Here is a 25,299-nt window from a genome sequence, read left to right on the forward strand (position 1 = left end):
GCAAGAGAGTAGCGCAGCGCGGATCAGGCTTCACCGTCCATCCCCGGTTGCGTCTGCAACGGCAGGTGCAAGGTGATACAGGTACCGCGCCCGTCGATGCCGTCGCCGACACTGATCCGCCCGCCATGGGCGCCGACCATGCCCTGACAGATCGCCAACCCAAGGCCGGTGCCCTGACCACCACGATCACCCCGGGCAGCGGTGTAGAACATGTCGAAAATTTTCGCCCGCTCATCGACCGGAATCCCCGGCCCTTCATCGCTGACAGAGAAAAACACTTCGCTGTCATCCACCCCGGCGCGCAGTTGCAAACGACCGTGGGACGGCGAGAAGCGTGCGGCGTTTTCCAGCACGTTGACCAGCGCCTGCTCGATCAACGCGGCATGCACGTACAACAGCGGCAACTCGGCCGGTACATCGGTGCTCACTTGCAACGACGACAACACCGCCCGCAGACGATTGAGCGCACTGCCGACGATGTCCGCCGGCGACACCCAGTCCCGCGCCAGCTTCAGGGCGCCGTGGCCGAGACGGGTCATGTCCAGCAGGTTCTGGATGTAGCGGTCGAGACGTTCGGCTTCATCGCGGGTGCCTTCCAGCAGCTCGCGGCGATCCTCCAGCGGGATCGCTTCGCCGAGCGCCAGCAGGCTGTCGATGCTGCCACGCATCGAAGTCAGCGGCGTGCGCAGATCGTGGGACACCGAGGCCAGCAAGGCGCTGCGTAGTTGTTCGGTTTCGCCATGCAGGCGCGCGGCTTCCAGGTCATCGGCCAGTTGCGCCCGGGCCAATGCCTGAGCCAACGGCTGACTCAACGCGGTCAGCAAACGACGGCGTTGGCCGCTCAAGGTCTGGCCCTCTTTGGCACACACACCGAGCAGCGCCAGCGGTCCGTCTTCCACCGACAGCGGCCACCACCACCAGCGCCCGAACGGCAACGTACCGGTGCCCATGCCCGCCGGTTGATCGTGTTGCCAGGCCCAGTCGGCGGCGGCACGCTCGGACTCGGTGAATTGCAGCGGCCCGCCGGTCTCGACTTTCCAGCCGCCCTGCCCGTCGCGATTGAGCAGGCACAGCTGCAGATCGCTCCAGCCATTGAGGTGCTGGGCAGCGGCGCTGACCACGGCCTGACGGTCGGTGGCGGCGGTGAGTTTGCGCGACAGATCCAGCAGCTCGGTGGTCTCTTCCTGGGTATCGCGCAGCGCCTGCAATTGCCGCCGCTGACGCGCTGCGAGGTTACCGGTGAGCGCCGCCATCAGCAGGAAGAACAGCAAGGTCAGCACGTCTTCTTCGCGCTGGATGCTGAAGGAGAAATTCGGCGGAATGAACAGAAAGTCATAGGTCAGAAACGACAACGCCGCACAGGCCAGCGCCGGGCCGAGACTGCTGCGCACCGCCACCAGAAGCACTGCCGCAAGAAACACCAGCGAGATATTCGGCAACGGCAGCACGCTGGAGACCGCCCACGCCAGTGCACTGGCCAACAGCGTCGCGACCAGCGCCAGCGCGTAGTCGAACCACACCAGCGTCGGCGCGACACGCGGGCGCGGCTGATGCTGTTCCTGATCACTGTCCAGCACGTTGATTTCCAGACCATGGGCCTGACGCAGCAAACGCGCCGCCAGCCCACCACCGAACAGACGCCTGCGCAGGCGCGGCCGCGACTGACCAACCAGCACCAGACTCGCCCGCCGTTCCGCCGCATGCTGGATCAGGGTTTTCGCCACTTCGCCGGCCCGCAGCAGCACCACTTCGCCGCCGAGGCGTTCGGCCAGTTGCTGGGCACTTTGCAGACGCAGCCGCGATTGCTCGTCGCGCACGCTGCCGTTGTCGACGTGCACCAGACTCCACGGCAAATGCCGACGCTGGGCAACCCGACTGGCATGACGCACCAGCCGTTCGGCCTGGGCATCGCCATCGACGCCGACCAGCAAGCGCCCGCGCACCGCTGGCGCGGCCTGGCCAAGCTGACGATAGCCCTGAGCGAGATCGTTATCGACTTGCGCGGCAGCGGTCTGCATCGCCAGTTCGCGCAGCGCGGTGAGGTTGGTCTGGGTAAAAAATGCATCGATCGCGGCGCGTGCCTGCTCCGGCACGTAGACCTTGCCTTCGCGCAGGCGCTCGAGCAGTTCGCGGGGCGGCAGGTCGATCAGCAGCAGTTCGTAGGCCTCTTGCAGCACCCAGTCCGGCAGGGTTTCGCGTACCTGCACACCGGTGATGCCACGCACCTGATCGTTGAGACTTTCCAGGTGCTGGACGTTGACCGTGGTGTACACGTCGATGCCGGCGGCGAGCAGTTCCTGAATGTCCTGCCAGCGTTTGGCGTGGCGGCTGCCGGGGGCGTTGCTGTGGGCCAGCTCGTCGACGAGTACCAGTTTCGGTTTGGCGGCGAGCAGACCGTCGAGGTCCATTTCCTCCAGCGTCACGCCACGGTATTCCGAGCGCACCAGCGGCAGTTGCGGCAAGCCGCCAAGCAGCGCTTCGGTTTCGGCGCGGCCGTGGGTTTCGACCACCCCGGCGATGACTTTCACGCCCTGACGCAGTTGGCTGTGAGCTGCCTGCAACATCGCGTAGGTCTTGCCCACGCCCGGCGCAGCACCGAGGAAAACCTTGAGCCGGCCGCGTCCGTCGCGGGGCAAGTCTGCTAACAGCGCGTCGGCACGGCCGGAGTCACTCATGCTTGAAGCTCTCTTCCTGATGTTTGTGTATTGCCTGGACTGCCGTCATCGCTGGCAAGCCACCGATTCAGAGCTTTTCCAGCGCCATGTTCAGCGCCAGCACATTCACCACCGGCGGGCCCACCAGCGGCTGTTCGATGTGCGTGTCGAGCAGTTGCTGCAAGGTCGCCACCGGCACATTACGCGCTGCCGCAACACGCGCCAGTTGATAGGCAATCGCCGCCGGAGGCAAGTGCGGATCGAGGCCACTGCCGGAGGTGGTTAACAGTGCCAGCGGCACCGGACCCTGGCCGGGAACCTGCAACTTGTTGGCGTCATCGATCACCCGAGTGGCCAGTGCCGGATTGCTTGGTGACAGGTTGCTCGCACTGCTCGACACGGTGGCAAAGGCACCGGCCGATGGACGCGGATGGAACCAGGCATCGCCGACAAAATCCTGAGCAATCAGCGAGGAGCCGCGCACCTTGCCTTCGGCATCGCGCACCAGGCTGCCGTTGGCCTGCTCGGGGAAGGCGACCTGGGCAACGCCGGTCACCACCAGTGGATAGGCAACACCGGTGACCAGGGTCATCAGCACCAGCAGGCTCAGGGCCGGACGTAACATTGTGGACATTTCAAAATCCTCGAATTCATTGGGCAAACTTTGGTGGGGTGTCAGGAAGATCCCTCCCCCTCACCCCAGCCCTCCCGAAACGTCGGACCGCCCCCAAGGGGGCGAGGGGGAAAGGGAGCCGATCTTTGTGCTTTTCAAATCCTGAGTTCGGCTCGATATCTCAGGTCGATGTAGCTCTTACAAATACCTCGGTCAGTCCCCTCTCCCTCCGGGAGAGGGTTAGGCGGGCGGCGTTCCGATGAGGGCTGGATCTCAAGCCGTGTAGAGATCCAGCAAACACCGCTCACTCAAACCAGATGCAACGCCGTCAACAGCATGTCGATCGCCTTGATCCCCACGAACGGCACCAGAATCCCGCCCAGACCATAGATCAGCAAATTGCGCCGCAGCAGCGCCGCCGCACTCGCCGCCTGCACCCGCACACCGCGCAGGGCCAAGGGAATCAGCACAACGATGATCAGGGCGTTGAACACAATGGCCGACAGAATCGCGCTCTGCGGACTGCTCAAGTGCATGATGTTCAGCACGCCCAATTGCGGGTAGATCGCGGCAAACAGCGCCGGCAGGATCGCGAAGTACTTGGCCACGTCGTTGGCGATGGAAAAAGTCGTCAGCGCGCCGCGAGTCACCAGCAATTCCTTGCCGATCTGCACCACATCCAGCAGCTTGGTCGGGTCGCTGTCGAGGTCGACCATGTTGGCCGCTTCGCGCGCCGCTTGCGTGCCGTCGTTCATCGCCATGCCGACGTCAGCCTGGGCCAGCGCCGGTGCGTCGTTGGCGCCGTCGCCGCACATCGCGACCAGCCGACCGTCGTTCTGCTCGTGACGGATGCGCGCCAGTTTCTTCTCAGGTGTCGCTTCGGCCAGCACGTCGTCGACGCCTGCTTCAGCAGCAATCGCGGCAGCAGTCAGCGGGTTGTCGCCGGTGACCATCACCGTGCGAATTCCCAGCTTGCGCAGCTCGGCGAAACGCTCGCGGATACCCGGCTTGACCACGTCTTTCAGGTGGATCGCCCCGAGCAGTTTGCCGTCGGCGCAGACCAGCAACGGGGTACCGCCACTCTGGGCGATCTTGTCGATTTCCCGGGACAGCGCCGGGGCCAGATCCTTGCGCTGTTGACCGAGGAAGGCCAGCAGCGAATCCACCGCGCCCTTGCGGAATACACGGCCCTGGTAGTCAACACCGGACAAGCGGGTTTCCGCGCTGAACGGTACGGCGGTCAGGGTTTCCGGCGAAGGTTCCGGCTGTGGATTGGTGCCGCGCAGGTACTCGACGATGGACTTGCCTTCGGCAGTTTCGTCGGCCAGCGAGGCGAATAGCGCGCCTTCGGCCAGCTCACGGGCATTCACACCCGGCGCCGCATACACCGCGCTGCAACGACGGTTGCCGAAAGTGATGGTGCCGGTCTTGTCCAGCAGCAACACATGCACGTCACCCGCCGCTTCCACCGCACGACCGGATTTGGCAATCACGTTCAGGCGCACCAGACGATCCATCCCGGCGATACCGATGGCCGACAGCAGCCCGCCAATGGTGGTCGGAATCAGCGTGACCAATAACGCCACCAGGAACACCAGCGGCAGGCTGCCGTTGGCGAAGTGGGCGAACGGTTGCAGGGTCACGACCACCAGCAGAAAGATCAGGGTCAGGCCGATCAGCAGGATGTCCAGCGCCACTTCGTTCGGGGTCTTCTGGCGTTTGGCGCCTTCGACCAGCGCGATCATGCGGTCGAGGGTCGATTCACCGGGGTTGGCAGTGATCTTCACCAGCAGCCAGTCGGACACCAGCCGGGTGTTGCCGGTGACGGCGGAACGGTCGCCGCCGGACTCACGGATCACCGGAGCCGATTCACCGGTGATCGCGGCTTCGTTGACCGCCGCAATACCTTCGATGACCTCGCCGTCACCCGGGATCATTTCCCCGGCTTCGACGCGCACCACATCACCCTTGCGCAGGCTAGTGGCTGGCACGACCTGGAAGCTGCCGTTGGCCAGTTTGCGTCGGGCGCTGAGGCCTTCGCTGCCAGCCTTGAGGCTGTCGGCGCGGGCCTTGCCGCGACCTTCGGCGAGCGCTTCGGCGAAGTTGGCGAACAGCACGGTGAACCATAGCCACAGTGCGATTTGCGCAGCGACGAAGGTCGGCACGCTGCTGTCGGGAATGAAGCACAGCACGGTGGTCAGGATCGCCGTCAGTTCGACCACCAGCATCACCGGCGAGCGCTGCAACTGGCGCGGGTCGAGCTTGACGAACGCTTGCACCAGCGCCGGACGCCACAGGGCGCTGATCGCGGTTTTCGCTTGTTCCGGCGCCTTGACGGCGGCGGGTTTGATTGCGGGCATATTCATCATTGACTCCTTAGAAGCCCATGCTCAGATGTTCGGCGATTGGGCCCAGTGCGAGGGTCGGCAAGAAGGTCAGGCCGCCCACCAGCAAAATGGTCACGGTCAACAGGGTCACGAACAGCGGGCCGTGGGTCGGAAAGCTGTTCTGGCCGATCGGTGCGGTTTTCTTCATCGCCAGGCTGCCGGCCAGGGCCAGTACCGGGAGGATGTAACCGAAGCGGCCGATCAGCATGCCCAGGCCGAGCATCAGGTTGTGGAACGCAGTGTTGGCGCCGAAGCCGCCGAATGCCGAACCATTGTTGGCACTGGCCGAGGTGTAGGCGTAGAGCAACTGACTGAAACCGTGCGGGCCGGGGTTGCTCACCGCCGCCACCGGGCCCGGCAGGCTCGCGGCAATCGCGCCCAGCACCAGCACGCCGACCGGCATGACCAGCAGGGTGACGACCAGCAGTTGCACTTCACGGGCCTGGAGTTTCTTGCCGAGGTATTCCGGGGTGCGGCCGATCATCAGGCCGGCGAGGAACACCGCGATCAGCACGTTCAGCAACATGCCGTAGAGCCCCGCGCCGACGCCGCCGAAGATCACTTCGCCGACCATCATGTTCACCAGCGCGACCATGCCGCTGAGCGGGTTGAGGCTGTCATGCATGCCGTTGACCGAACCGTTCGACGCCGCGGTGGTGGTCACCGACCAAAGAACAGTGGCAGTGGTGCCGAAGCGCGCTTCCTTGCCTTCCAGCGGGGCGGCTTGTTCGACGGCGACGTTGTTCAGCGCCGGGTTCGGCTGATATTCGGCCCACAGCGAAGTGGCGCCGCCGATGATGAACAGCGCGAGCATGCAGCCGATGATGGCGCGGCTCTGACGCAGATCCTTCACGTAGTGGCCGAAGGTGAACACCAGCGCCACCGGGATCAGGATGATCGACGCAACTTCGAACAGGTTGCTCCAGGCGGTCGGGTTCTCGAACGGATGCGCCGAGTTGACGCCGAAGAAACCACCGCCGTTGGTGCCCAGTTGCTTGATCGCAATCTGGCTGGCAGCCGGGCCGAGCGGGATCACCTGATCAACGCCCTGCATCGTCACTGCATTCACATATTGGGCGAAGGTTTGCGGCACGCCCTGCCACACCAGGTACAGCGCCAGCAGCAGGCACAGCGGCAGCAAGCCGTAGAGGGTGGCGCGGGTCATGTCGACCCAGAAGTTGCCGAGAGTCTTGGTGGATTTGCGCCCAATGCCACGGCACAGCGCAACCAGTACAGCGAGGCCGGTGGCGGCGCTGACGAAATTCTGCACGGTGAGGCCGACCATCTGGCTCAGGTAGCTGAGCGACGCTTCGCCGCTGTAGGCCTGCCAGTTGGTGTTGGTCATGAAACTGACGGCGGTGTTGAACGCCAGGGTCCACTCCTGGCCCGGCAGGTTTTGCGGGTTCAGCGGCAGGTGATCCTGGAACAGCAGGATCGCGAACAGCAGCAGAAAACCGGCGAGGTTGAACGCCAGCAGCGCCAGCGTGTACTTCTGCCAGCTCTGTTCGTCCTGCGGATTGACCCCGGCGATGCGGTAACAGCCGCGCTCGACCGGCCCGAGAATCGGCGTCAGCCAGGTGCGCTGGCCCTCCATCACCTTGTAGTAGAAGCGCCCGAGGAACGGCGCCGGCAGCAAGACCACCGCGAAGAAAGCGAGGATCAGCCAATAGTCATAACTGTGCATAGCCGCTCCTAAGTCCGATCCGCGCGCAACAGCGCAACCAACAGATAAATGAACAGCCCCACTGCCAGCAGCAGTGACACCCCGTCCAGAACGCTCATGGAAGATCTCCGTGTTACGGCGTATTGCCGCGTGTGGAGGCATTGTCGGAAAGGAGGCTGTAAAGGAACGAGAGCGAGGGTGTGGGCGGGGCATAAAGAAAGCGTAAAGAGTGGGTTTACGCGGGCGTTACAGCAAAGTTTTGCGTCGTGTGGACGGGCCGCTTCCCGGGCAAGCCCACTCCCACAACTTGAAATGCGCGCGCCCAGACACCGCTGATACCTGTGGGAGCGGGCTTGCCCGCGAAGACGGCAGCACAGACAACATCGCACCCAACTGGCGCACAATTTTGTGGGCATTGCGCCGCGAACATCCCCGATACGACAGCTTTCATCCCATTACGACCCACCAATACAAAATGGCACGTCCACTGCACGCGCCCTTCCCCGAGCTTTCCAAACCGTTCAGGGAGCAAACGCATGAACACACAACTCAAACCCACGCTGGGCACCTTGCACCTGTGGGGCATTGCCGTAGGGCTGGTGATTTCCGGGGAATACTTCGGCTGGAGTTACGGCTGGGGCGTCGCGGGGACCCTGGGTTTCCTGGTGACTTCGTTCATGGTCGCGACCATGTACACCTGTTTCATCTTCAGCTTCACCGAATTGACCACGGCGATCCCCCACGCGGGCGGGCCGTTCGCCTACAGTCGCCGCGCCTTCGGTGAAAAAGGCGGATTGATCGCCGGGCTGGCGACGCTGATCGAATTCGTCTTTGCTCCGCCGGCAATCGCCTTGGCGATTGGCGCGTACCTGAACGTGCAGTTTCCGGCCCTCGATCCGAAACACGCGGCGGTCGGCGCGTACATCGTGTTCATGGGTCTGAACATTCTCGGGGTGAAACTGGCCGCGACCTTCGAACTGATCGTCTGCGTCCTGGCCGTCGCCGAGTTGCTGGTGTTCATGGGTGTGGTCGCTCCGGCCTTCAGTTTCAGCAACTTCGCGCTCAATGGGTGGGCCGGCTCGGACATTTTCGGCGCCCCGGCGATTGCCGGGATGTTCGCGGCGATTCCGTTTGCGATCTGGTTTTTCCTCGCCATCGAAGGCGCAGCCATGGCGGCCGAAGAAGCCAAGGACCCGAAACGCACGATTCCCAAGGCCTACATCAGCGGCATTCTGACCTTGGTGTTGCTGGCCATGGGCGTGATGTTCTTCGCCGGCGGCGTCGGCGACTGGCGCACCCTGTCGAACATCAACGACCCGCTGCCTCAGGCAATGAAAGCGGTGGTCGGCGACAACTCCGGCTGGCTGCACATGCTGGTGTGGATCGGTCTGTTCGGGCTGGTGGCGAGTTTCCACGGGATCATTCTTGGCTACTCGCGGCAGTTCTTCGCCCTCGCCCGCGCCGGTTACCTGCCCGCCTCGCTGGCGAAACTGTCGCGCTTCCAGACCCCGCACCGGGCGATCATCGCCGGCGGCGTGATCGGCATCGCGGCGATCTACAGCGACGGCCTGATCAATCTGGGCGGCATGACCCTCACTGCCGCGATGATCACCATGGCGGTGTTCGGCGCGATCGTGATGTACATCATGAGCATGCTCAGCCTATTCAAACTGCGTAAATCCGAACCCAATCTGGAGCGCACCTTCCGCGCGCCTTGCTATCCGCTGATTCCGCTGATTGCACTGGTGCTGGCTGTGGTGTGTCTGGTGGCGATGGCCTGGTTCAATGCGTTGATCGGACTGATCTTCCTCGGCTTCATGGCGGTCGGTTTCGGCTACTTCCTGTTGACCGGCCAGTTGCGCGCCAACGCCCCGGCAGATGCCATGCTCACCGGACTGTAAACCGCCAGGGACATAACCGGCCTAGAATGGAACCACTGCGAATGCACTTCGCTCAAAGTGGTATGCAGCGTTGCACGGCGAAACCCTCGCCCGTCGACCTGCCTTTAAGGAGAGCCGTTATGCCCTGGTATGCCTGGTTGATTCTGGTCGTTGCAATCGGCTCGATCGTCGGCGGTCTGATGATGTTGCGAGACACCGCCAACAAGGTCGAACTGACCGATGAACAACGCAAGCGCGTCGCTGAACGCAATGCCGAAGCGGACATCAAGGACGCGCAGGACCGCTGAACGAAAAACCCCGCCTGAATCGGCGGGGTTTGTTTTTTGTCGCGATTATTTTTCCCAGTCGGCCTTGGCAATGTGCAAGCCATGCAGGCCTTTGTACGCCGCACGTTCCGGCTGACTCCAGCCTTCGAGCAGCGCGTCGTCCAGACGATAGATCTCCACCCCGAGCGGGCGGCATACCGTCAGCGGATCCTGCGCGTCCGGCCCCCACATCGCCAGTGACAGATCACCACCGGGACAGGTCGACAACGCGCACAGCAAGTCGATTTCGGCGAAGAACTCCAGGTAATCGCCCTTCTGCGCCGGGCAGGCCTTCATGAAATACAGGTCATCGTGATTCAGACCGGTGCATTGGAAGATGTTCAGCACGTCATGCACATCGAATTCGGTCAGGCCATGGGGCAACACGGCGCGGGTCAGGTTGGAATGGCAGTGATGATGGAAGTCCTCGCCGGTGAGCATTTTGTTCACATAGGGATCGCAGCGCGTGCCGAGCAAATCGTGCAGGCGCCCGCCGTGCTCGTCGATGCCATAGTCGGCCAGGCTGTCATCGGTGATGGTCACCAGAGGTCGCAGGAAAGGCAGGTTCGACCAGAGGCGATCGTGGGTGCTGACATGCGCGCCCTGCAATTGCCGGGTGCGCGCCGCCCACATCCGTTCACGTGGATCGTGTGCGTTCCACACATTGAAATCGCCCACCTGGGGCCCGACCGGTGTGGTGACGCGAAACACATGCCCCGCCGGCACGTGCCAGGCGCGGCCGGTGCGGATCGGCACCTCGAATTGCTCGATCAGCGTGCGCCCGTCCTTGCGGTCGCGAATCCGTTCGTAGAAAGGTGTATCGACCTGCAACGCCGAGCCTTTGCTGACCTGATAGGCGGCCGGGTAGTCTTTGTACATGATTCTCCTGCTCCTCAAGTGATGGCAACTTTGCAAGCTGCAACCACTATCCGTGCCAACCGCGAGTGGCTGTTACGAACATGTCGGAGTCACCGGCCGTTTTTTTAGAAGTAGAAGTACAGTCACCATTCAATTTGCATTGGTTAAGATGGCGATCTTGTTGCGGAGAGTTTAAATGCGTTACTCGCAGGATCATAAAGCCCAGACCCATCAGCGCATTATCAAGGAAGCGTCCGAGCGGTTTCGCAAGGACGGCATTGGTGCGACCGGCCTGCAACCATTGATGAAGGCGCTGGGCCTGACCCATGGCGGCTTTTATTCGCATTTCAAATCGAAGGATGAGTTGGTTGAAAAAGCCCTGCAAGCGGCTGGCGATCAGGTTGCGGGCTTGTGCGAGGAGCTGTTCGCCCAGGAAAAACCACTGGAAGCCTTCATCGATACGTACCTCTCCGAATGGCACCAGACCTCACCTCATGAAGGCTGCCCGCTGTTGACCATTTCTTCGGAACTGGGGCTACGCGGCCAGCCGAGCCCGACCAGCGATGAAGTGCTCAAGGCTCGCCTGGACCAGATCGAAGGCACCCTTGAAGGCGAGAACGCCGCCGAGCGCAGCATCGTCATCATGGCGACACTGGCCGGGGCGCTCCTGCTGTCACGCAGTGTCGCGAATCCTGAATTTGCGCAGCAGATCCTCGATGTCACCCGCGAACACCTAAAACGCTCCGAAGACTAAGCCTGCCAGCGCTTGAACAGCACGCTGGCATTGACCCCACCGAAGCCGAACCCGTTGGACAGCGCATACTCGATCGGCATCGACCGCGCCTGACCGTGGACGATGTCCACGCCTTCGCTGGCCGGATCGGGATTTTCCAGGTTGAGGGTCGGCGGAACGATTTGATCGCGGATCGCCAACAGCGTGAAGATTGCTTCCAGACCTCCCGCCGCACCCAGCAAATGCCCCGTCGCGGATTTGGTCGAGGTCACGGCAATTGAGTTTTGTGCGCCAAAAACCGATTTGATCGCCGCCAGTTCACCGAGGTCGCCCACCGGTGTCGAGGTCGCATGCGCATTCAGATGCTGCACCTGATCCGGCGCTATACCGGCCTGGGCCAGCGCCACTGTCATCGCCCGCCGTGCACCGCTGCCGTCTTCCGGCCCGGCGGTCAGGTGATAGGCATCGGCGCTGGTGCCATATCCGACCAGTTCGACCAGCGGCTGTGCGCCGCGCGCCAGTGCGTGCTCCAGCGACTCGATCACCAGCAGCCCGGCGCCCTCGCCCATCACGAAACCGTCACGTCCGCTGTCGAACGGACGCGAGGCGCGCTCAGGCGTGTCGTTGTAGCCACTGGACAAAGCCCGCGCCGCCGCAAAACCGGCAAGACTGACGCGATCGATGCAGGCTTCCGCACCGCCGCACACCGCGATGTCGGCCTCACCGGCACGAATCAGCCGGGCCGCATCACCGATCGCCTGCACGCCGGCGGCACACGCGGTGACCGGCGCGCCGAGCGGGCCCTTGAGACCGTGCTGGATCGAGACATGCCCTGCGGCGAGATTGACCAGAAACGAGGGAATGGTGAACGGCGACAACCGTCGCGGACCACGACTGTCGGTGGTGCGCACCGCATCGGCAATCGCGCCGAAGCCGCCGACACCGGAGCCGATGATGGTCGCGGTGCGCTCCTGAGCGTGGGGCTCGGTCGGGTGCCAGCCGGCCTGTTCAAGCGCCTGCCGCGCAGCCTCCATCGCGAACAGAATGAACCGATCCATTTTCTTCTGTTCTTTGGGCGGCGTGGCGCGATCCGGATCGAAACCGGCTTCGGCGTCCTCCTCCATCGTCGGCACCACGCCGCCGACCTGGGTCGGCAGATCGGCAATCACCGCTTCCGGCAGGTTTCGCAATCCCGAACGCCCCGCCAGCAAGCGCTGCCAGACAACTTCGACGCCGCTTCCCAAGGGCGATACCAGGCCCATACCCGTGACAACTACTCGACGCTGATCCATATCGGGTTGACCTCTCTCGACTTGATTTACTTGTAACGGCTGGCGGCCGAGCTATGGGACAGATTGGGCGCCATCACATGACGGGCGGCGACGAACGCTTGCCACTCGCCCGCATCAGGCAGCGAAGGAATCGTGACCAGTTCGCCCTGATCCAGACCGGACAGCGCGGCATCGACCATCTCGCCCGCCTCCATGACCATTTCCGCCGGAATATTGGTGGCATCCAGACCCGAACGCTCCCAGATTTCGGTGCGCGTCACTCCAGGCAGAACCGCTTGCACCTTGACACCGGTGCCTTCGAGTTCCGCATTCAGCGTTTGGGAAAGGCTCAATACATAAGCCTTGCTGGCACTGTAAGTGGCATTGAAACGCTCAGGAAACAGGGCGACCACCGATGCAATGTTGATGATCGTGCCGCGCCCGGCGCTGGTGAAGGCAGCGGCGGCGGCCGAAGCCAGTCGAGTGAGCGTCGTCACGTTCAGCTGAATCAGTTTTTCCAGCTCGTCCGGGTCGGCATTGGCCAGCAATCCGTTGACCGCTACTCCCGCATTGTTGACCAGCAGGCTGATACTGGAATCGCTGCGCAGACGCTGCTCAAGCTTGATCACATCATCCTTTTTCGTCAGGTCGGCCTTGAGCACCTCAACCTGAACGCCGTGGACGTCTCGCAGTTTGCTCGCAGCCGATTCCAGACGCTCCTTGTCACGAGCGACCAGCAGCAGATCGAAACCACGTGCCGCCAACCGCTCGGCATACACCGCACCGATGCCGGAAGAAGCGCCAGTGACCAGCGCCGTGCCTTGGGATTTCGGGGAATTCATGACGATACTCCTGGAATGCGTGAGGAATGAACGACCGCTAAAAAGCAGAACGCTTCAGTGGCGACTGAAATTATTATAGGCATAATCTCAAGGCAATATGACAGCCATAATTTTCTATTTCCCGACGGAAAGGCTGACGCCCTCCTGTGTTGTGCTCCACCTGGAAGCAAAAAGGGCCGGTCAATGACCGGCCCCTTGGCGTTGAACAATCAGCTTAGTTCACTTCCAGCTTGTCGCGGTTGCGATCCAGGATCGCCTTGCCGATGCCTTTCACTTCCAGCAGCTCATCCACAGACGCAAATGGACCATTTGTTTCGCGATACGCAACAATGGCATTGGCCTTCGCCTCACCCACGCCTGCCAGCTCCTTTTGCAGCGTCGCCGCATCTGCCCCGTTGAGATCGACTTTCCCACCTTTGGAAACGGATGCAGCATCCATCACCTGTAAGGTTTTCGGTGGTTCAGCTGTGACCAAAGGCGCCGCAACCGCCGCGATCGAGGCGCTGGTGAGCAAGGCAAAAACCAGGGAGTAAAAGTAACTGCTACGCATAAGTGACGCTCCATCATCATTTGAGAAAGCAGCTTTTCCGAAGCTGCTCCCCAAACTTAGATCACGATCGCCACCTGTCAAAAACGTGTCCGTTACAGGATGTGAAACAATCAGGGTTCGAGACGGCGTTGCTGGTAGATCCAGTCAACGATTTCGCCGTCAGGGGTGTAACCGCTCACGGTTTCACGCAATAGCTGGCGAACGCGGGAGTAGTCGTCTTTCTCGACGGCAATCAGCAGCTCATGCAATCGCGCCTTCAGCACATCCCAAGACAGATGATCTTCGTTGGCCGTCATGATCATCGGATGCGAGGTAGCGGCGACATTATCGCCGATCAGCAACTCTTCGTAGAGCTTCTCGCCCGGGCGCAAACCGGTGAACTCTATAGAAATGTCACCGTGTGGATTACGCTCGGAACGGATACTCAAGCCTGACAAATGAATCATTTTTTCTGCCAGTTCGACGATTTTCACCGGTTCGCCCATATCGAGCACGAACACATCGCCGCCCTGCCCCATTGATCCCGCCTGGATAACCAGTTGCGCCGCCTCGGGGATGGTCATGAAATAGCGGGTGATTTTCGGATGGGTGACGGTCAGTGGGCCACCGGTTCTGATCTGGCTGTGAAACAGTGGAATCACTGAACCTGAAGAACCCAGCACGTTACCGAAACGAACCATGGTGAAACGGGTTTTATTCACCCGGGACACATTGGCTTTGTCGCCGAACAGAACCGGAGCCAACTCGCGGCTCAGGGCTTGAAGCGTCAATTCCGCGAGGCGCTTGGTGCTGCCCATGATGTTTGTTGGACGGACAGCTTTATCCGTGGAAATCAGCACAAAATTTGAAACACCGGACTGCAAGGCAGCCTGAGCGGTATTAAGCGTGCCAATTACATTGTTCAGCACACCTTCAGCAATGTTGTGCTCCACCATCGGCACATGCTTGTAGGCCGCAGCATGGTAAACCGTCTCGACCTTCCAGGTTTTCATGACGTCCAGCAATTTATCCTGGTGGCGAATTGATCCGAGGATCGGCAGCAACCTGACCGGCACCGATTGACGAGAAGCACGCTGTTCCAGTTCCGACAAGATGTTGTAAAGATTGAACTCACTGTGTTCGAACAAAATCAGGGTCGTTGGCCGAAGCGCGAAGATCTGCCGACAAAGTTCCGAACCAATCGACCCTCCCGCCCCAGTGACCATGACAGTTTTGCCGTTGATGCACCGGGCTAGCAGGTCGGGTTGCGCAGGCACGGAATCGCGGCCCAGCAAGTCGGCAATATCAACTTCCTGAATATCCTCAACTTTGACTCGACCGCTGGCAAGATCGGTGAAGTTGGGCACGCTTCGCACATGCAGTGGAAAACCTTCAAGAAGATTCAAGATCTCCCGGCGTCGCGCCCGGGTGGACGACGGCAGGGCCAAAAGGATTTCCTGAGCCCCGGTGACATCAATCATTTGTTGAATGTGTTTGGGCTTATACACTTGCAGCCCGGAAATCGAACGGTCGGATATACCGGAATCGTCATCGATAAATGCCACCGGACGCATGACTCGTCCCATGCGTAGCGCTGCAACCAGCTGATTACCAGCGACTCCGGCACCGTAAATGGCCACTTTGGTCAGCCCATCGTCACGGTTGGTGAAAGGCACATGCTGCGCGGCAGTGAACCAGTCGCCCATGAAATATTGCCTTAGGCACAGCCGCAGGCCACCGATGATGACCATGCTTAACCACCAATAGTTGAAGATGATCGAACGCGGTACTACGGACTCATGATTGCTGTACCAGAAAACGACCACGGCCAGTATCAATGAAGAAAGACTGACAGCCTTTACGATTGCAATAAGCGCATCGTTACCGAAGTAGCGCATGACAGCACGGTACATGCCAAAGCGTATAAAAAACGGGATCGCAATAACTGGCGCGCATGCGAACAGCCATATATGAGCAGCGATCGGGTTATACATATCATCGACGCCCAAACGCACGATGAAAGAGAGCCATAAAGCGACCCAAACCAACACCACGTCGGTAATCACCTGCAGCAAACGCTTTTGCTTGCGAGGCAGACCCAGTAAGACCGTCCGCACCTTATCCATTCACGCACTGGAGCACGTAGCTCCCTCCTTCAGCAGTCGAGGTTGGCATTCTACTCCCAATACCTGAAGGATCAGATGGATAGTTGATCCAACAGTTGCGTCGATGACACTGCGCCCGCCAAGTCCAACCGATTCTTCGCGAGCAATTTACCCAGCGCATGGCTACAATCCCCCAACTACCGAAAATGTGAAGTGCTCTCAGAATTGCGAACCCCTTCGCGGTCAATCCATTGCATCGACCGAGGCACTGGCAAGGAGAGCAGGAGACGGAAATCCCATTACTCGTGAAGGTCTTCCCATCCAGCGAACATCATTTTCCAATTTTCAGTGCTTAATGAGAAATCATGTCCGAAAATCTTGTAGCTCACACAACCGCCGTGGATGCCGAGCGTCGCAGCATTATCAAAAACCAGCAACCTACCGTTATTTGGCTTACTGGGCTTAGCGGAGCGGGTAAATCATCCATTGCCAACGCATTGGAGCTGGCGCTGTGCAATGAAGGCCGACACACCTATCTGCTCGACGGCGACAACGTCCGGTTGGGTCTTTGCCATGACCTCGGATTCAGCGACAAGGATCGCATCGAAAACATACGTCGCATCTCCGAAGTCTCCAAGCTTTTCATCGATGCCGGATTAATCGTTATCACCGCTTTCATATCTCCGTTCAAACGTGACCGCGCCTTGGCTCGAGAAGTCATCGGTGCGGAAAATTTCATCGAGGTGTTCATTGATACCCCACTCAATGAGTGCGAGCGCCGGGATCCAAAGGGTCTGTACAAAAAAGCTCGCCAGGGATTGATCGCCAACTTCACCGGCATCGACTCGGCCTATGAGCCGCCGGATAACCCGCAAATCAAAATCAACACTCTGGAAGATGATCTTCCGACTGCAGCCCGGCGCATCATCGACTTTATCAACAAGCAATCGAACCAATGAAAACCCTAGTCATTATTGGCGCAGGCTTCAGTGGAACGGTTGCCGCCATCGAGTTTCTGCGTTCCGCCCCCGAAGACACTCGACTGATCATCATCAATAGATCTGGCGCAGTTGCGCGGGGCTTGGCGTATGGCACCAGCAGTTCAAAACACCTGCTGAATGTCCCGGCAGGCAATATGAGCGCGCTCGTCGATGATCCAGACTCGTTTCTGAACTACTGCCAGGCTCTCATTCCCGATACGACCTCCAGTTCTTTTGTATCCAGAAAGCTGTATGGCGATTATCTTGCTTCGCTACTGGAAAGTGCCGAAAGAGATACCAAAAGCCATATTGCGGTGGAACGTATCTGCGCAGAAGTCGTGTCACTCAAACCCCACGAGCAAGGTGCTCAGATAAAACTGTCTGGGGGCAAGACTGTCTTGGCCGATCAGGTCATTTTGGCATTCGGCCACTTCCCGCCGCGTACGCCGGCAGCACTGACGAGCCTGCTCGAATCGCCGCACTACGTCGCCAATCCGTGGGCTGGATCAGTGACCGACTCGGACAAGCAAAGTGAATCGATTCTACTGATCGGAAGCGGTCTGACTGCACTTGACGTGGTCTCAAGTCTTGGAAAAGTCAGCGATGCAGGTCAGATATACCTGCTCTCGCGCCGCGGACTAATGCCACTGTCACACCGGGCACACAAGAACGGGCAGCAGCCACCGACGTCTTGGCGCGATGAAATGCTCAATGCTGAACCGACGGTCTTGAGTTACTTGCGAACCCTCAAGGCGCAAGTTGAAGCGGGGAAAGCGCTCGGACTCAACTGGCGCGATGTTATAGCTGCTATTCGCCCGATTACCTCTCGACTGTGGATGCGCCTGCAGACGAAGGAGCGCAGACGGTTTCTTCGCCACCTGCAACCCTATTGGGATGTTCACCGCCATCGCGTAGCACCGCAAACCCATGAGTTTTTTGCGGACGCAGTCAACCGCAAAAAAATCATTCCCATCGCCGGGCGTATCCGCTCGATTGAGACAGGCGATGGAAAAACGCTGATCACCTTACAGCGACGCGGTCGTCATGATGTAGAGAAACTGCAGATTGATCGCATCATCAATTGCACAGGACCGAACTCCAATCCGAACCTGATTGATGAATCGCTGATCCAGCAATTGATCAGCGACGGGCTGATAACTGTCGACGATCTTGGCTTGGGCTTGCGCGTCGATGAGCATCTCTGCGTACAAAGCAAAAACGGCAACCCATCCCCGTGGCTTAGTTATGTCGGGCCGATGCTCAAAGCCGAACTGTGGGAAGCCACCGCAGTTCCCGAACTGCGCGTGCACGCGAGCGCACTGGCCAGACGGATATCCGGTAAATTGAAACAACCTTGAGCCTGCCACGCCCCCAGGGAACGCCAGCACATTGACGCCCAAACGTTACGTGCGCGTACCCTGGATCGAGTCCCTCTCTAAGCCGGCTGCTTTAGGTTGATCTCTAAGAAACTCCATCAGGATCCAAACGGACAATGAACTCTGTACTCGTGCTCGGCGACTCTCACGCTTTGGTTTTCAGCTCCGAACAAATGAGAGGCTTGTTTCCCGAACATTCCTTCGAGGTCATATCCGTCGGCGGAGCTACGGTATCCGGATTGAAGAATCCGAATGCCGTCACTCAAGCCATGCCGCAATATCTCGCCGCACTGCAAGCCACCACCGCAAACACAGTCATCGTAATGCTGGGTGAGGTCGATACAGGGTTTGTAATTTGGTACCGGGCACAAAAACATGGCAGCTCGGTCGAGCAAATGTTGGCGCAAGCCGTTGGCAATTACCAAAACCTGCTGCGGGATATAGCGAAGAAATTTCAAGTGATCTGCATCAGCACTCCTCTTCCGACTATCCGTGACGACATGCAGTGGGGAGATGTTGCCAACTTGCGAAAAGAAGTAACCGCTTCCCTGTCCCAACGGACGCAACTGACTAAAGAGTTCAACTCGCTCATGGAAAATTTTTGCCTTAAAACAGGCATAAGCCACCTGAACTTTGATGAGCTTTCCACTGATGAGTTGGGTCAGCTTAAAGAAACCCTACGCAACCCGGACCCCAACGACCATCACTATGATCAGACAGCGCACGCGAAGATGATAGAACCCCTTCTAAAGCCTGTGCTGCTGCACAGCAAAACCGACAAACAACTTGCTGCTGAACCAGAAACTGCCATCGCGCCCCCTGATGAAAACAACTCATTAATTGGTAATCTAGTGAGAATATTTCTTCGCAGGAAATAAAAAACCCGTTGATCACTCAACGGGTTTGTTCGATTAGCTGACAGCAGCCGCGGATCGGCGCACGCCTCTCACGCAATTCTTGAGGATGGGCTCTCTTCCAGCCATTGTACAAACCGCTCGAGCCCCTGCTCGAAGCTGACGGCAGGCGTCCATCCTAACGAACGCTTGGCTCGCTCGATGCACAAAACACTCACAGGCACGTCAAACCCTCGGGCGGCCATGTACTGCCGATTCGCCTCACGCCCCGTAATCTTTTCAATCGCATCCAGCAACTCATTCAAACTGTGCCCAAGACCAGAGCCAATATTGAACACGTGTTCATCGGCAGAGCACTCAATAGACGCCAGCAAGGCTTGTACAACATCAGCGACATGAATGTAGTCACGAACCACCGACCCATCGCCCCAGATTTCAATGGGTTCACCGCGCAGGACTTTACCCAGAAAAACTGCGACAGCACCTTGGCTGGAATGGGTTCGCTGCCCTTCTCCATACGGATTGGCCAATCGCAAGACGGTGTAATCAAGGCCATGCAGGCGATGAAAAAGTGCCAGATATTTCTCGATTGCCAATTTCGCAATCCCGTACGAACACGCAGGATCAGTAGGATGCGTTTCGGGAATCGGCACCTGCAGGGGATCACCGTAAACGGTTCCTCCCGATGACACGAAAACGATCTTCTTGATACCGGCCTCGACGGCGAGGTTCAACAAGCGAACGGTTCCCACGAGATTACTCTCAATATCAAACACTGGATCTGCGTTCGATGATTTAGGCAACGTCGTCGACACAAGGTGGTAACAGACATCACAGTCTCTTAATGCTTCGGTTATATCGGCCTCACTGGTGAAATCGCCTTCATACAACTCGAAACGTGTATCCGCTGTGTGCGATTCACCAAGCGCCACAACGTTAGGCCGATCAAAGCAGCGCACAGCATGCCCCTGCTCCAGCAATGCCTCTATCAGGTGGGTACCGATGAAGCCGCGACCGCCCAATACCAACGTCCGCAATCCTGAGGAAGTCGAGGTGTTCTCGGATGTGTTCAATGTAGTCTCCAATGCTTTAGAGGCTTGATTTGCTTGGGGATGAGCAGTCGGCCAAGCACTGCGCAGATCAGCCCGTTCAAAGCGCTGCAAATAAAAAATGTAGCAGTGACAGCCCAGGCAGAACAAAGCAACTCGTTGGTGAGGTTGCGCATGAAGGGCCTGGGCCTGACCGCCCTTGGCCCAAGCCCCCGCATGCTGGCCTCAATTCTCCCAACGTCGTCTGAAAATCTGACGGCGAACCGGTACAGACTCGCAACCAGCCTGGTCACTCCTTTCGGGCTTTGATATCGCGCTCGAATAAACTAACGTACTGCGCCGCGACCGCATCGATTCGATAGCGATTGGAAACCTCTTTCACCCGCCCGAACGCCTCGCGGTACTTTGCGTTGTCGCTAGCAAAACCGGCGATCACTTTTGCAGTCTGCTCGATCGGTACTTCCCAATCTTCAAGGGCGATCACCTCACCGGCGATCTGATCTCCAATTGTCAGCATGTTTCGGATGTCGCCGACTTCGGACGCGATGTAGGGCTTACCCGCGAAGAGACAGTCAACGATCGTTAGAGGAAAACTCTCGGACTTGAATTTGGTCAGCATAATGCCCATGTCGGCCGCCGCGTAATGTCCGACCGAGTCCTTGCTGAATCCGGTCAGGCAGACAAAGTCAGGTACGCCAACGCGGCAATATTCGTCATACACAGGCCCGTTACCGACCAGTAACAAACGTATGTCCACTCCCGAAATCGCGCGCGCCAGGGTTACGGCCTCAATGGCTTCGTCCCAGCCTTTGTCAGGTATTGCCCGACTGACGCAGCAAAGTACGAAAGCGTCCTGCGCAATGCCCAACTGCTCACGCTCGACTGGCACGACGGTAGGAGGCTGAAGGCCATTAGGCACTTTGATGAAACGCCCGGAGTCTTCCTCATATAGCGAGAAATTCACGAACGGACCAATATTCTTCTCAGCTGTATAAACCCAGGTAGTCACCTCTCGATTTGCCGCTTTGAGCTGCTCCTCAGTCACCGCGAAAGCGTCGCCGTGCTCAATCATGCCGTGCAACGATGCAACATGAGAGCCTAACTGCGAAAACACTCCAGGCAGGCTTATCGGATACTTCTGAATATGCCATTGGTGACTATTCAAGGCTTCGATACCAAACTCGCTGATTAGCGACTTGACCTCATCAAGATCATTTGTTTCGACCAGCGGTACATCCGCGCGCAACATACGGCGAACCCCGTCCTCGCGCGCCGTCAGGCCGGCACTCAGCAGGATCACCGAGTATCCTTGACGCTTGAATTCGTTCGCCAGGCGTATTGGCAGAATTTCCGCGCCACCCGGGTAGAAACCAATGGTTGACACCATAATGTTCGGAGTTCGGTTGGCACGCGCCGCAAAAATAGCATCGCGACCATACCAGGCGTAGAACTCCTCTTGAGAGTTGTTGACGTTGATGTCGTAAAGTCGCCGACTACTTTCCTCACAAAGCTCGAGCACCGAAAGCGGTACGTTGTACAACGCCTGTACGGTGCGGCTGGCGATACCGAGTTCTCGATAAAAGACCTCTCGCTTATAGGTCTGCTGGGCAGCGCTGCCAACGTAACGACGGAAAAAGTTGGTACCGTCTACCGAATAGGCAACCTTGCCACCGCGAATTAGATGAAGGTAGAAGACCCAGTCGCCAGCCACTCGCATGGACAGCCACTCTTCATCATCGAGCAAAGGCAGATCTACAGGACGTTTGAATACAACACCGCTGGCATTAGGAATCGTATTTTTGATCCCCAATGCGTAGCGCACTTCACTGTGAGCAGTATCTACATACGATTCCGCCCACTTCTCTGCGCACTCCAGGTCACTCACGTACTTATGGAATTCGCCTTCCTGAACGACTTCATCGCTGGTGACAAACTCGCAGCGAGCGTAGGCGAGCATGACTGCTTCATCATCAAAACAACGCACAAGTGCCTGAAGAAAATTTTCATCGCAGTAATCGTCGCTCTCGGCAACCCACACGAGATCGCCGGTCGCCGCTTTGATACCTTTGGACCATTGTCTGAAAACACCACCGGAATTGGTGTCATTGAACAATGTGGTCGTTACGTCTGGGAACTTTTGCGCATACTCGTTCAATACCGAGCGGCTTTCGTCAGACGAACAGTCATCCATCAAGATGACTTCAAAATTCCGGTAGGTTTGGCCATAGATACTGTCCAGACGCTTACGCAGAAAACGCTCGTGGTTATAATTCGGCACAATCACCGAAACTTTAGGCATTAACGTCTTCGACTTGATTGCCAGCAAGCCGCGACTTGTCTCATTGACGCGACCAAAACCTGCAACTCTGTCAGGTTCCAGAAACAGCCCGTGACTCCAGTCGTTCCAGGCATTGACGAACACCAGCTGCCGATCCTTCGAGTGCCTGGTCTTGGCGCTGGTGATCGCAGCATCCAGCCAGCGACGGTACTCGCGAGCACAAAAGCGCGTGTACACCAGCGGCGATTTTGCAGCGTATGCAGACTCATCCCTGGCCAGAGTAATACCGTTGAAAACAGGGAACGAGTGCGATTGGGAATTTTCCGCTCGCGTGATGCCATTCGCCACTATGACCGAATAGGGAACAGCGGCAATCCCGTTCTTCTGTTGTGGCGAAAAAGTGCCGATTTCACCCTTGAGAGGCTCCACAGGCAGGTCCAGAACGGCATCGCATAGCTGAGACAGTTTTCCGTTCCAGATGCCATCGTCTACCTGTGCCGATTGAGCAATCAGGTAGGCCTTGATGTCTAGCTGGGAAAGTCGATCGCGTAAATCGCTGAGCGCCTCGAAATTGTTGGGTGTCGAGCATTCGACAACAACCACCGGACGCCCTTCGACACGCAGATATCGCCGATCACGAACAGCTTCTCGCAGACGAGCAGGCAAGTTTTCTTCTTGCGCTGAAATTCGGACGCAAAATTGGAAGTCAATGTTCTTGTGATCGAGAAATACGTCCACAGGCTGTTGTGGACAATCAGCACCAGCATGACTATCCCATTGGAAACAAAAGCCGTAAAGCCCGTGACTTTTGGCCAAACGGACTTGTTTTTCCAACACCTCGCTGTCGAGTGGATCATAAAATCCGAGATAGTCATTCGGCAGCAACTGAGCCCCACCCTTGGAAGAAGAACGCGCGTCGCGCAACTTGTCCCAATGCGGCAAAACATATAGAGCAAAAAGTTTAATGCTGCTCCCGGAAAAACCGAAACGGACGTCATCTTCATAACGAATGGCCGCGCCAGGCACCGTAATCCGCTGCTCCGAAGCACCCGAAACAACGTAGTGCCAGAACGGATTTATATTAGCTGCCTGGATATCCTTATACGTCTCAAGATAGCCAACAGTATCAAAATCATCGGAAGGGTTTTTTCCTTCATACCAGCCGAAACCGCAATAATGGCGAATCGGATCCAGGTTGAGTTTCTTCAGCTCTGGATACATCGCCAGATAATAATCGGCATCAAACATTCCAGAATTTCTAATGGCTTCAGCTTGTGCCGCAATGATTTCCGGAGAGACCTGTTGGAAAACAATAGGCCTGGCCTCTGCCTCTACACGTTTTTTCCGCGTCCAGGTACGGACATGGCCAGCGATAGAGCGCCCTTCCAACCGGCCGTTGCTCAGATAGTGAACCAGCGGATTTACAGCAGCAGCGGCAACATCCGGATAGTCTCGGAGGTATTTTTCGTTACTGAAAAAAGCGGAAGGGTTGCGCCCCTCCTTCCACCCATCATTAAGATAGTGCACGAGTGGATCGACGCCCTGATCTTTAACGTCAGGATTCTGTGTAAGGTAGTAGCTGTTATCAAACAGCTCACTGGCGCCCAACAGACTGATAGCGGACTCATCAACCCGCGCGCGACGCTCTCTCAGGACCTGGATTGCCTTGCCCAGTGACGTATTGCTCAACCGGCGCAATGTCCGACGAGCCAGCACACCGCTTCTGCGCAGTGGCAACGTTACCCGCCATGAGCGAGACTCATAGGCTTTCTGCAGCTCTTGTCGGGCGGCAGCCACTTCAGCATCTTTTTGCAGCTGAATCCTGGCAATCTCTTCCTCACCCACAACAAGCTGAGTCTTCAGGTTGTCGATCTGGCGGGTGAGCTTGTCGATTTCGGCCTCACGTTTTTCCGCAACAAGACGAAATTCGGTGATCTGCGTTGCACTTTCAGCAGCGTAAGCATCCAGCGAAGCGATTTTCGCCTCAAGCGTGGCCACAGTCTGACCCAGGGCAACAATACGTGCGCTGCGTTCGCCGAGGGATTGGTGGCGCCCTCTGATTAGCTTGATCGCTCGCAAAGCAAGCATCAATTCATCATGCGTAAACGTTTCCTTGGCTTTCGGCGGCTCGGTGTCGTAACCCAATACCGCAAAATCCTCGGCGTACAAAGTCCGGATCAAACTGGCACTGCGCTCTGTCACGAACTCGGGAAGATAGGGAATCAGACTTTCATTTGCGCGACGGTCGGCGAAGGGGTCGGGAATAAATTCACCCAAATGCTCGGCCAACGCTTTGCTAAGCCGAGGAGCCTCTTCAATTTTGGTCAGTACGCTGTAGCTGATCAGATCAGGGCGCAGCAACATGACCTGAGGCGTCCAATGCTGGTCCCAGTAGGTTGGCGCTTCCTGACTGGCAAGATGCTCAAGAAAGCCCTCAAATGCCAAGGCAATATCATTAGCGTCTCTGAGCGGCTGGTGATAAAAATCACGCTGAAGATAGGGCCCAACCTGCTGTGGTTCCTGCAACAGCAATTTCGACTGCCACGCCGAAAAAATTCGCTTGTAAGGGTTTCTCACCACAGCGAAGCGAAAATACGAGTCCGACGTCAGGGCTTCACGCAGCTCGGCGGGAGCAAGCCCTGTAACATGCGGCGCAACCCTGTGCATCTCGTGGACGATTTGATCCGGGTTGCTTTCAGCACTATCAGTGATCTCGCTAAGCGCCTTCGAGCAGCCTACCAGCGATGCAAACCACCATTTAAGGGACGTACATGCAACTTTCGGGGTGCTTACGTAAAAGAGCTTGTGCTGCTCCGAACGATAGCCACTCCAGCGGAGATAGTTAAATACTGCGGCTTCGTCACTTGGTGGCCAATCACTGATATTTAGCATTTACGTCAT

Annotated in this window: 18 protein-coding genes; 6 read left to right on the forward strand and 12 right to left on the reverse strand. The window is 58.1% G+C overall.

What is annotated here, in order from left to right:
- Positions 1–23: 23 nt before the first annotated feature.
- From L6D74_RS17500 to kdpF, 5 genes are all read right to left on the reverse strand, one after another.
- Positions 24–2,675 (reverse strand): sensor histidine kinase, encoded by a 2,652-nt coding sequence (locus L6D74_RS17500; RefSeq protein ID WP_064598368.1) that lies wholly within the window; start codon positions 2,673–2,675, stop codon positions 24–26.
- Between the two features lie 67 nt (positions 2,676–2,742).
- Positions 2,743–3,288 carry a potassium-transporting ATPase subunit KdpC gene (kdpC, locus tag L6D74_RS17505; protein WP_236189914.1) on the reverse strand — a complete coding sequence of 182 codons (546 nt, stop codon included), beginning with the start codon at positions 3,286–3,288 and terminating at the stop codon, positions 2,743–2,745.
- Positions 3,289–3,575: 287 nt separating this feature from the next.
- Positions 3,576–5,633: a potassium-transporting ATPase subunit KdpB gene (gene kdpB, locus L6D74_RS17510; protein ID WP_085612193.1), complete on the reverse strand. Its 2,058-nt coding sequence runs from the start codon at positions 5,631–5,633 to the stop codon at positions 3,576–3,578.
- Between the two features lie 10 nt (positions 5,634–5,643).
- Positions 5,644–7,338: a potassium-transporting ATPase subunit KdpA gene (gene kdpA, locus L6D74_RS17515; RefSeq protein ID WP_085612192.1), complete on the reverse strand. Its 1,695-nt coding sequence runs from the start codon at positions 7,336–7,338 to the stop codon at positions 5,644–5,646.
- Between the two features lie 8 nt (positions 7,339–7,346).
- A complete protein-coding gene (kdpF, locus tag L6D74_RS17520) occupies positions 7,347–7,436 on the reverse strand; it encodes a K(+)-transporting ATPase subunit F (protein WP_007950940.1) in 90 nt (29 codons plus the stop codon).
- Positions 7,437–7,853: 417 nt separating this feature from the next.
- On the opposite strand from kdpF, the gene eat reads away from it, so the two are divergent.
- On the forward strand, positions 7,854–9,218 hold the full coding sequence (gene eat, locus L6D74_RS17525) for an ethanolamine permease (RefSeq protein WP_064598376.1): 1,365 nt from the start codon (positions 7,854–7,856) through the stop codon (positions 9,216–9,218).
- Positions 9,219–9,337: 119 nt separating this feature from the next.
- Complete coding sequence (locus L6D74_RS17530; protein ID WP_007950938.1) at positions 9,338–9,505, forward strand: DUF2897 family protein; 168 nt, start codon at positions 9,338–9,340, stop codon at positions 9,503–9,505.
- A gap of 45 nt (positions 9,506–9,550) precedes the next feature.
- Here the strand turns inward: L6D74_RS17530 and L6D74_RS17535 are convergent, their stop codons facing one another.
- Positions 9,551–10,402 (reverse strand): urea carboxylase-associated family protein, encoded by an 852-nt coding sequence (locus tag L6D74_RS17535; protein WP_085612191.1) that lies wholly within the window; start codon positions 10,400–10,402, stop codon positions 9,551–9,553.
- Between the two features lie 175 nt (positions 10,403–10,577).
- On the opposite strand from L6D74_RS17535, the gene L6D74_RS17540 reads away from it, so the two are divergent.
- A complete protein-coding gene (locus tag L6D74_RS17540) occupies positions 10,578–11,135 on the forward strand; it encodes a TetR/AcrR family transcriptional regulator (RefSeq protein ID WP_236189915.1) in 558 nt (185 codons plus the stop codon).
- Here the strand turns inward: L6D74_RS17540 and fabF are convergent.
- The 4 genes from fabF to L6D74_RS17560 all read right to left on the reverse strand — a co-directional run bounded on the left by fabF (position 11,132) and on the right by L6D74_RS17560 (position 15,882).
- Positions 11,132–12,406 (reverse strand): beta-ketoacyl-ACP synthase II, encoded by a 1,275-nt coding sequence (gene fabF, locus L6D74_RS17545; RefSeq protein WP_236189916.1) that lies wholly within the window; start codon positions 12,404–12,406, stop codon positions 11,132–11,134. The two genes, L6D74_RS17540 and fabF, sit on opposite strands and share 4 nt — an antisense overlap.
- A 26-nt stretch (positions 12,407–12,432) precedes the next feature.
- A complete protein-coding gene (locus L6D74_RS17550; RefSeq protein WP_236189917.1) occupies positions 12,433–13,227 on the reverse strand; it encodes an SDR family NAD(P)-dependent oxidoreductase in 795 nt (264 codons plus the stop codon).
- 214 nt (positions 13,228–13,441) lie between these two features.
- On the reverse strand, positions 13,442–13,777 hold the full coding sequence (locus L6D74_RS17555; RefSeq protein ID WP_064598386.1) for a ComEA family DNA-binding protein: 336 nt from the start codon (positions 13,775–13,777) through the stop codon (positions 13,442–13,444).
- 110 nt (positions 13,778–13,887) lie between these two features.
- Entirely contained in the window at positions 13,888–15,882 is a 1,995-nt protein-coding gene (locus tag L6D74_RS17560; RefSeq protein WP_064598387.1) for a polysaccharide biosynthesis protein, read from the reverse strand.
- 344 nt (positions 15,883–16,226) lie between these two features.
- On the opposite strand from L6D74_RS17560, the gene cysC reads away from it, so the two are divergent.
- The 3 genes from cysC (at position 16,227) to L6D74_RS17575 (ending at position 19,095) form a co-directional block, all read left to right on the forward strand.
- Complete coding sequence (gene cysC, locus L6D74_RS17565; RefSeq protein ID WP_064598389.1) at positions 16,227–16,820, forward strand: adenylyl-sulfate kinase; 594 nt, start codon at positions 16,227–16,229, stop codon at positions 16,818–16,820.
- Entirely contained in the window at positions 16,817–18,199 is a 1,383-nt protein-coding gene (locus L6D74_RS17570; protein WP_064598395.1) for an FAD/NAD(P)-binding protein, read from the forward strand. Before cysC ends, L6D74_RS17570 begins: the two co-directional genes overlap by 4 nt.
- 134 nt (positions 18,200–18,333) lie before the next feature.
- Positions 18,334–19,095 carry an SGNH/GDSL hydrolase family protein gene (locus L6D74_RS17575; protein ID WP_236189918.1) on the forward strand — a complete coding sequence of 254 codons (762 nt, stop codon included), beginning with the start codon at positions 18,334–18,336 and terminating at the stop codon, positions 19,093–19,095.
- A 68-nt stretch (positions 19,096–19,163) separates the two neighbouring features.
- On the opposite strand, the gene L6D74_RS17580 is transcribed toward L6D74_RS17575, so the two are convergent.
- Positions 19,164–20,144, reverse strand: a complete 981-nt coding sequence (locus tag L6D74_RS17580) for an NAD-dependent epimerase/dehydratase family protein (RefSeq protein WP_236189919.1) — start codon at positions 20,142–20,144, stop codon at positions 19,164–19,166.
- A gap of 265 nt (positions 20,145–20,409) precedes the next feature.
- A complete protein-coding gene (locus L6D74_RS17585; RefSeq protein WP_236189920.1) occupies positions 20,410–25,290 on the reverse strand; it encodes a glycoside hydrolase family 99-like domain-containing protein in 4,881 nt (1,626 codons plus the stop codon).
- Between the last annotated feature and the right edge of the window lie 9 nt (positions 25,291–25,299).

The organism is Pseudomonas pharyngis, assembly GCF_021602345.1.
Classification (GTDB): Bacteria; Pseudomonadota; Gammaproteobacteria; order Pseudomonadales; family Pseudomonadaceae; genus Aquipseudomonas; species Aquipseudomonas pharyngis.

Bases quoted from the DNA above. Each gene is read 5' to 3' on its own strand.
- eat (WP_064598376.1), top strand. From the start codon at position 7,854: ATGAACACACAACTCAAACCCACGCTGGGCACCTTGCACCTGTGGGGC.
- cysC (WP_064598389.1), top strand. From the start codon at position 16,227: ATGTCCGAAAATCTTGTAGCTCACACAACCGCCGTGGATGCCGAGCGT.
- kdpF (WP_007950940.1), bottom strand. From the start codon at position 7,436: ATGAGCGTTCTGGACGGGGTGTCACTGCTGCTGGCAGTGGGGCTGTTC.
- L6D74_RS17550 (WP_236189917.1), bottom strand. From the start codon at position 13,227: ATGAATTCCCCGAAATCCCAAGGCACGGCGCTGGTCACTGGCGCTTCT.
- L6D74_RS17570 (WP_064598395.1), top strand. From the start codon at position 16,817: ATGAAAACCCTAGTCATTATTGGCGCAGGCTTCAGTGGAACGGTTGCC.
- L6D74_RS17585 (WP_236189920.1), bottom strand. From the start codon at position 25,290: ATGCTAAATATCAGTGATTGGCCACCAAGTGACGAAGCCGCAGTATTT.
- L6D74_RS17500 (WP_064598368.1), bottom strand. From the start codon at position 2,675: ATGAGTGACTCCGGCCGTGCCGACGCGCTGTTAGCAGACTTGCCCCGC.
- L6D74_RS17535 (WP_085612191.1), bottom strand. From the start codon at position 10,402: ATGTACAAAGACTACCCGGCCGCCTATCAGGTCAGCAAAGGCTCGGCG.
- kdpA (WP_085612192.1), bottom strand. From the start codon at position 7,338: ATGCACAGTTATGACTATTGGCTGATCCTCGCTTTCTTCGCGGTGGTC.
- L6D74_RS17560 (WP_064598387.1), bottom strand. From the start codon at position 15,882: ATGGATAAGGTGCGGACGGTCTTACTGGGTCTGCCTCGCAAGCAAAAG.
- kdpC (WP_236189914.1), bottom strand. From the start codon at position 3,288: ATGTCCACAATGTTACGTCCGGCCCTGAGCCTGCTGGTGCTGATGACC.
- L6D74_RS17575 (WP_236189918.1), top strand. From the start codon at position 18,334: ATGAACTCTGTACTCGTGCTCGGCGACTCTCACGCTTTGGTTTTCAGC.
- fabF (WP_236189916.1), bottom strand. From the start codon at position 12,406: ATGGATCAGCGTCGAGTAGTTGTCACGGGTATGGGCCTGGTATCGCCC.
- L6D74_RS17540 (WP_236189915.1), top strand. From the start codon at position 10,578: ATGCGTTACTCGCAGGATCATAAAGCCCAGACCCATCAGCGCATTATC.
- kdpB (WP_085612193.1), bottom strand. From the start codon at position 5,633: ATGAATATGCCCGCAATCAAACCCGCCGCCGTCAAGGCGCCGGAACAA.
- L6D74_RS17530 (WP_007950938.1), top strand. From the start codon at position 9,338: ATGCCCTGGTATGCCTGGTTGATTCTGGTCGTTGCAATCGGCTCGATC.
- L6D74_RS17555 (WP_064598386.1), bottom strand. From the start codon at position 13,777: ATGCGTAGCAGTTACTTTTACTCCCTGGTTTTTGCCTTGCTCACCAGC.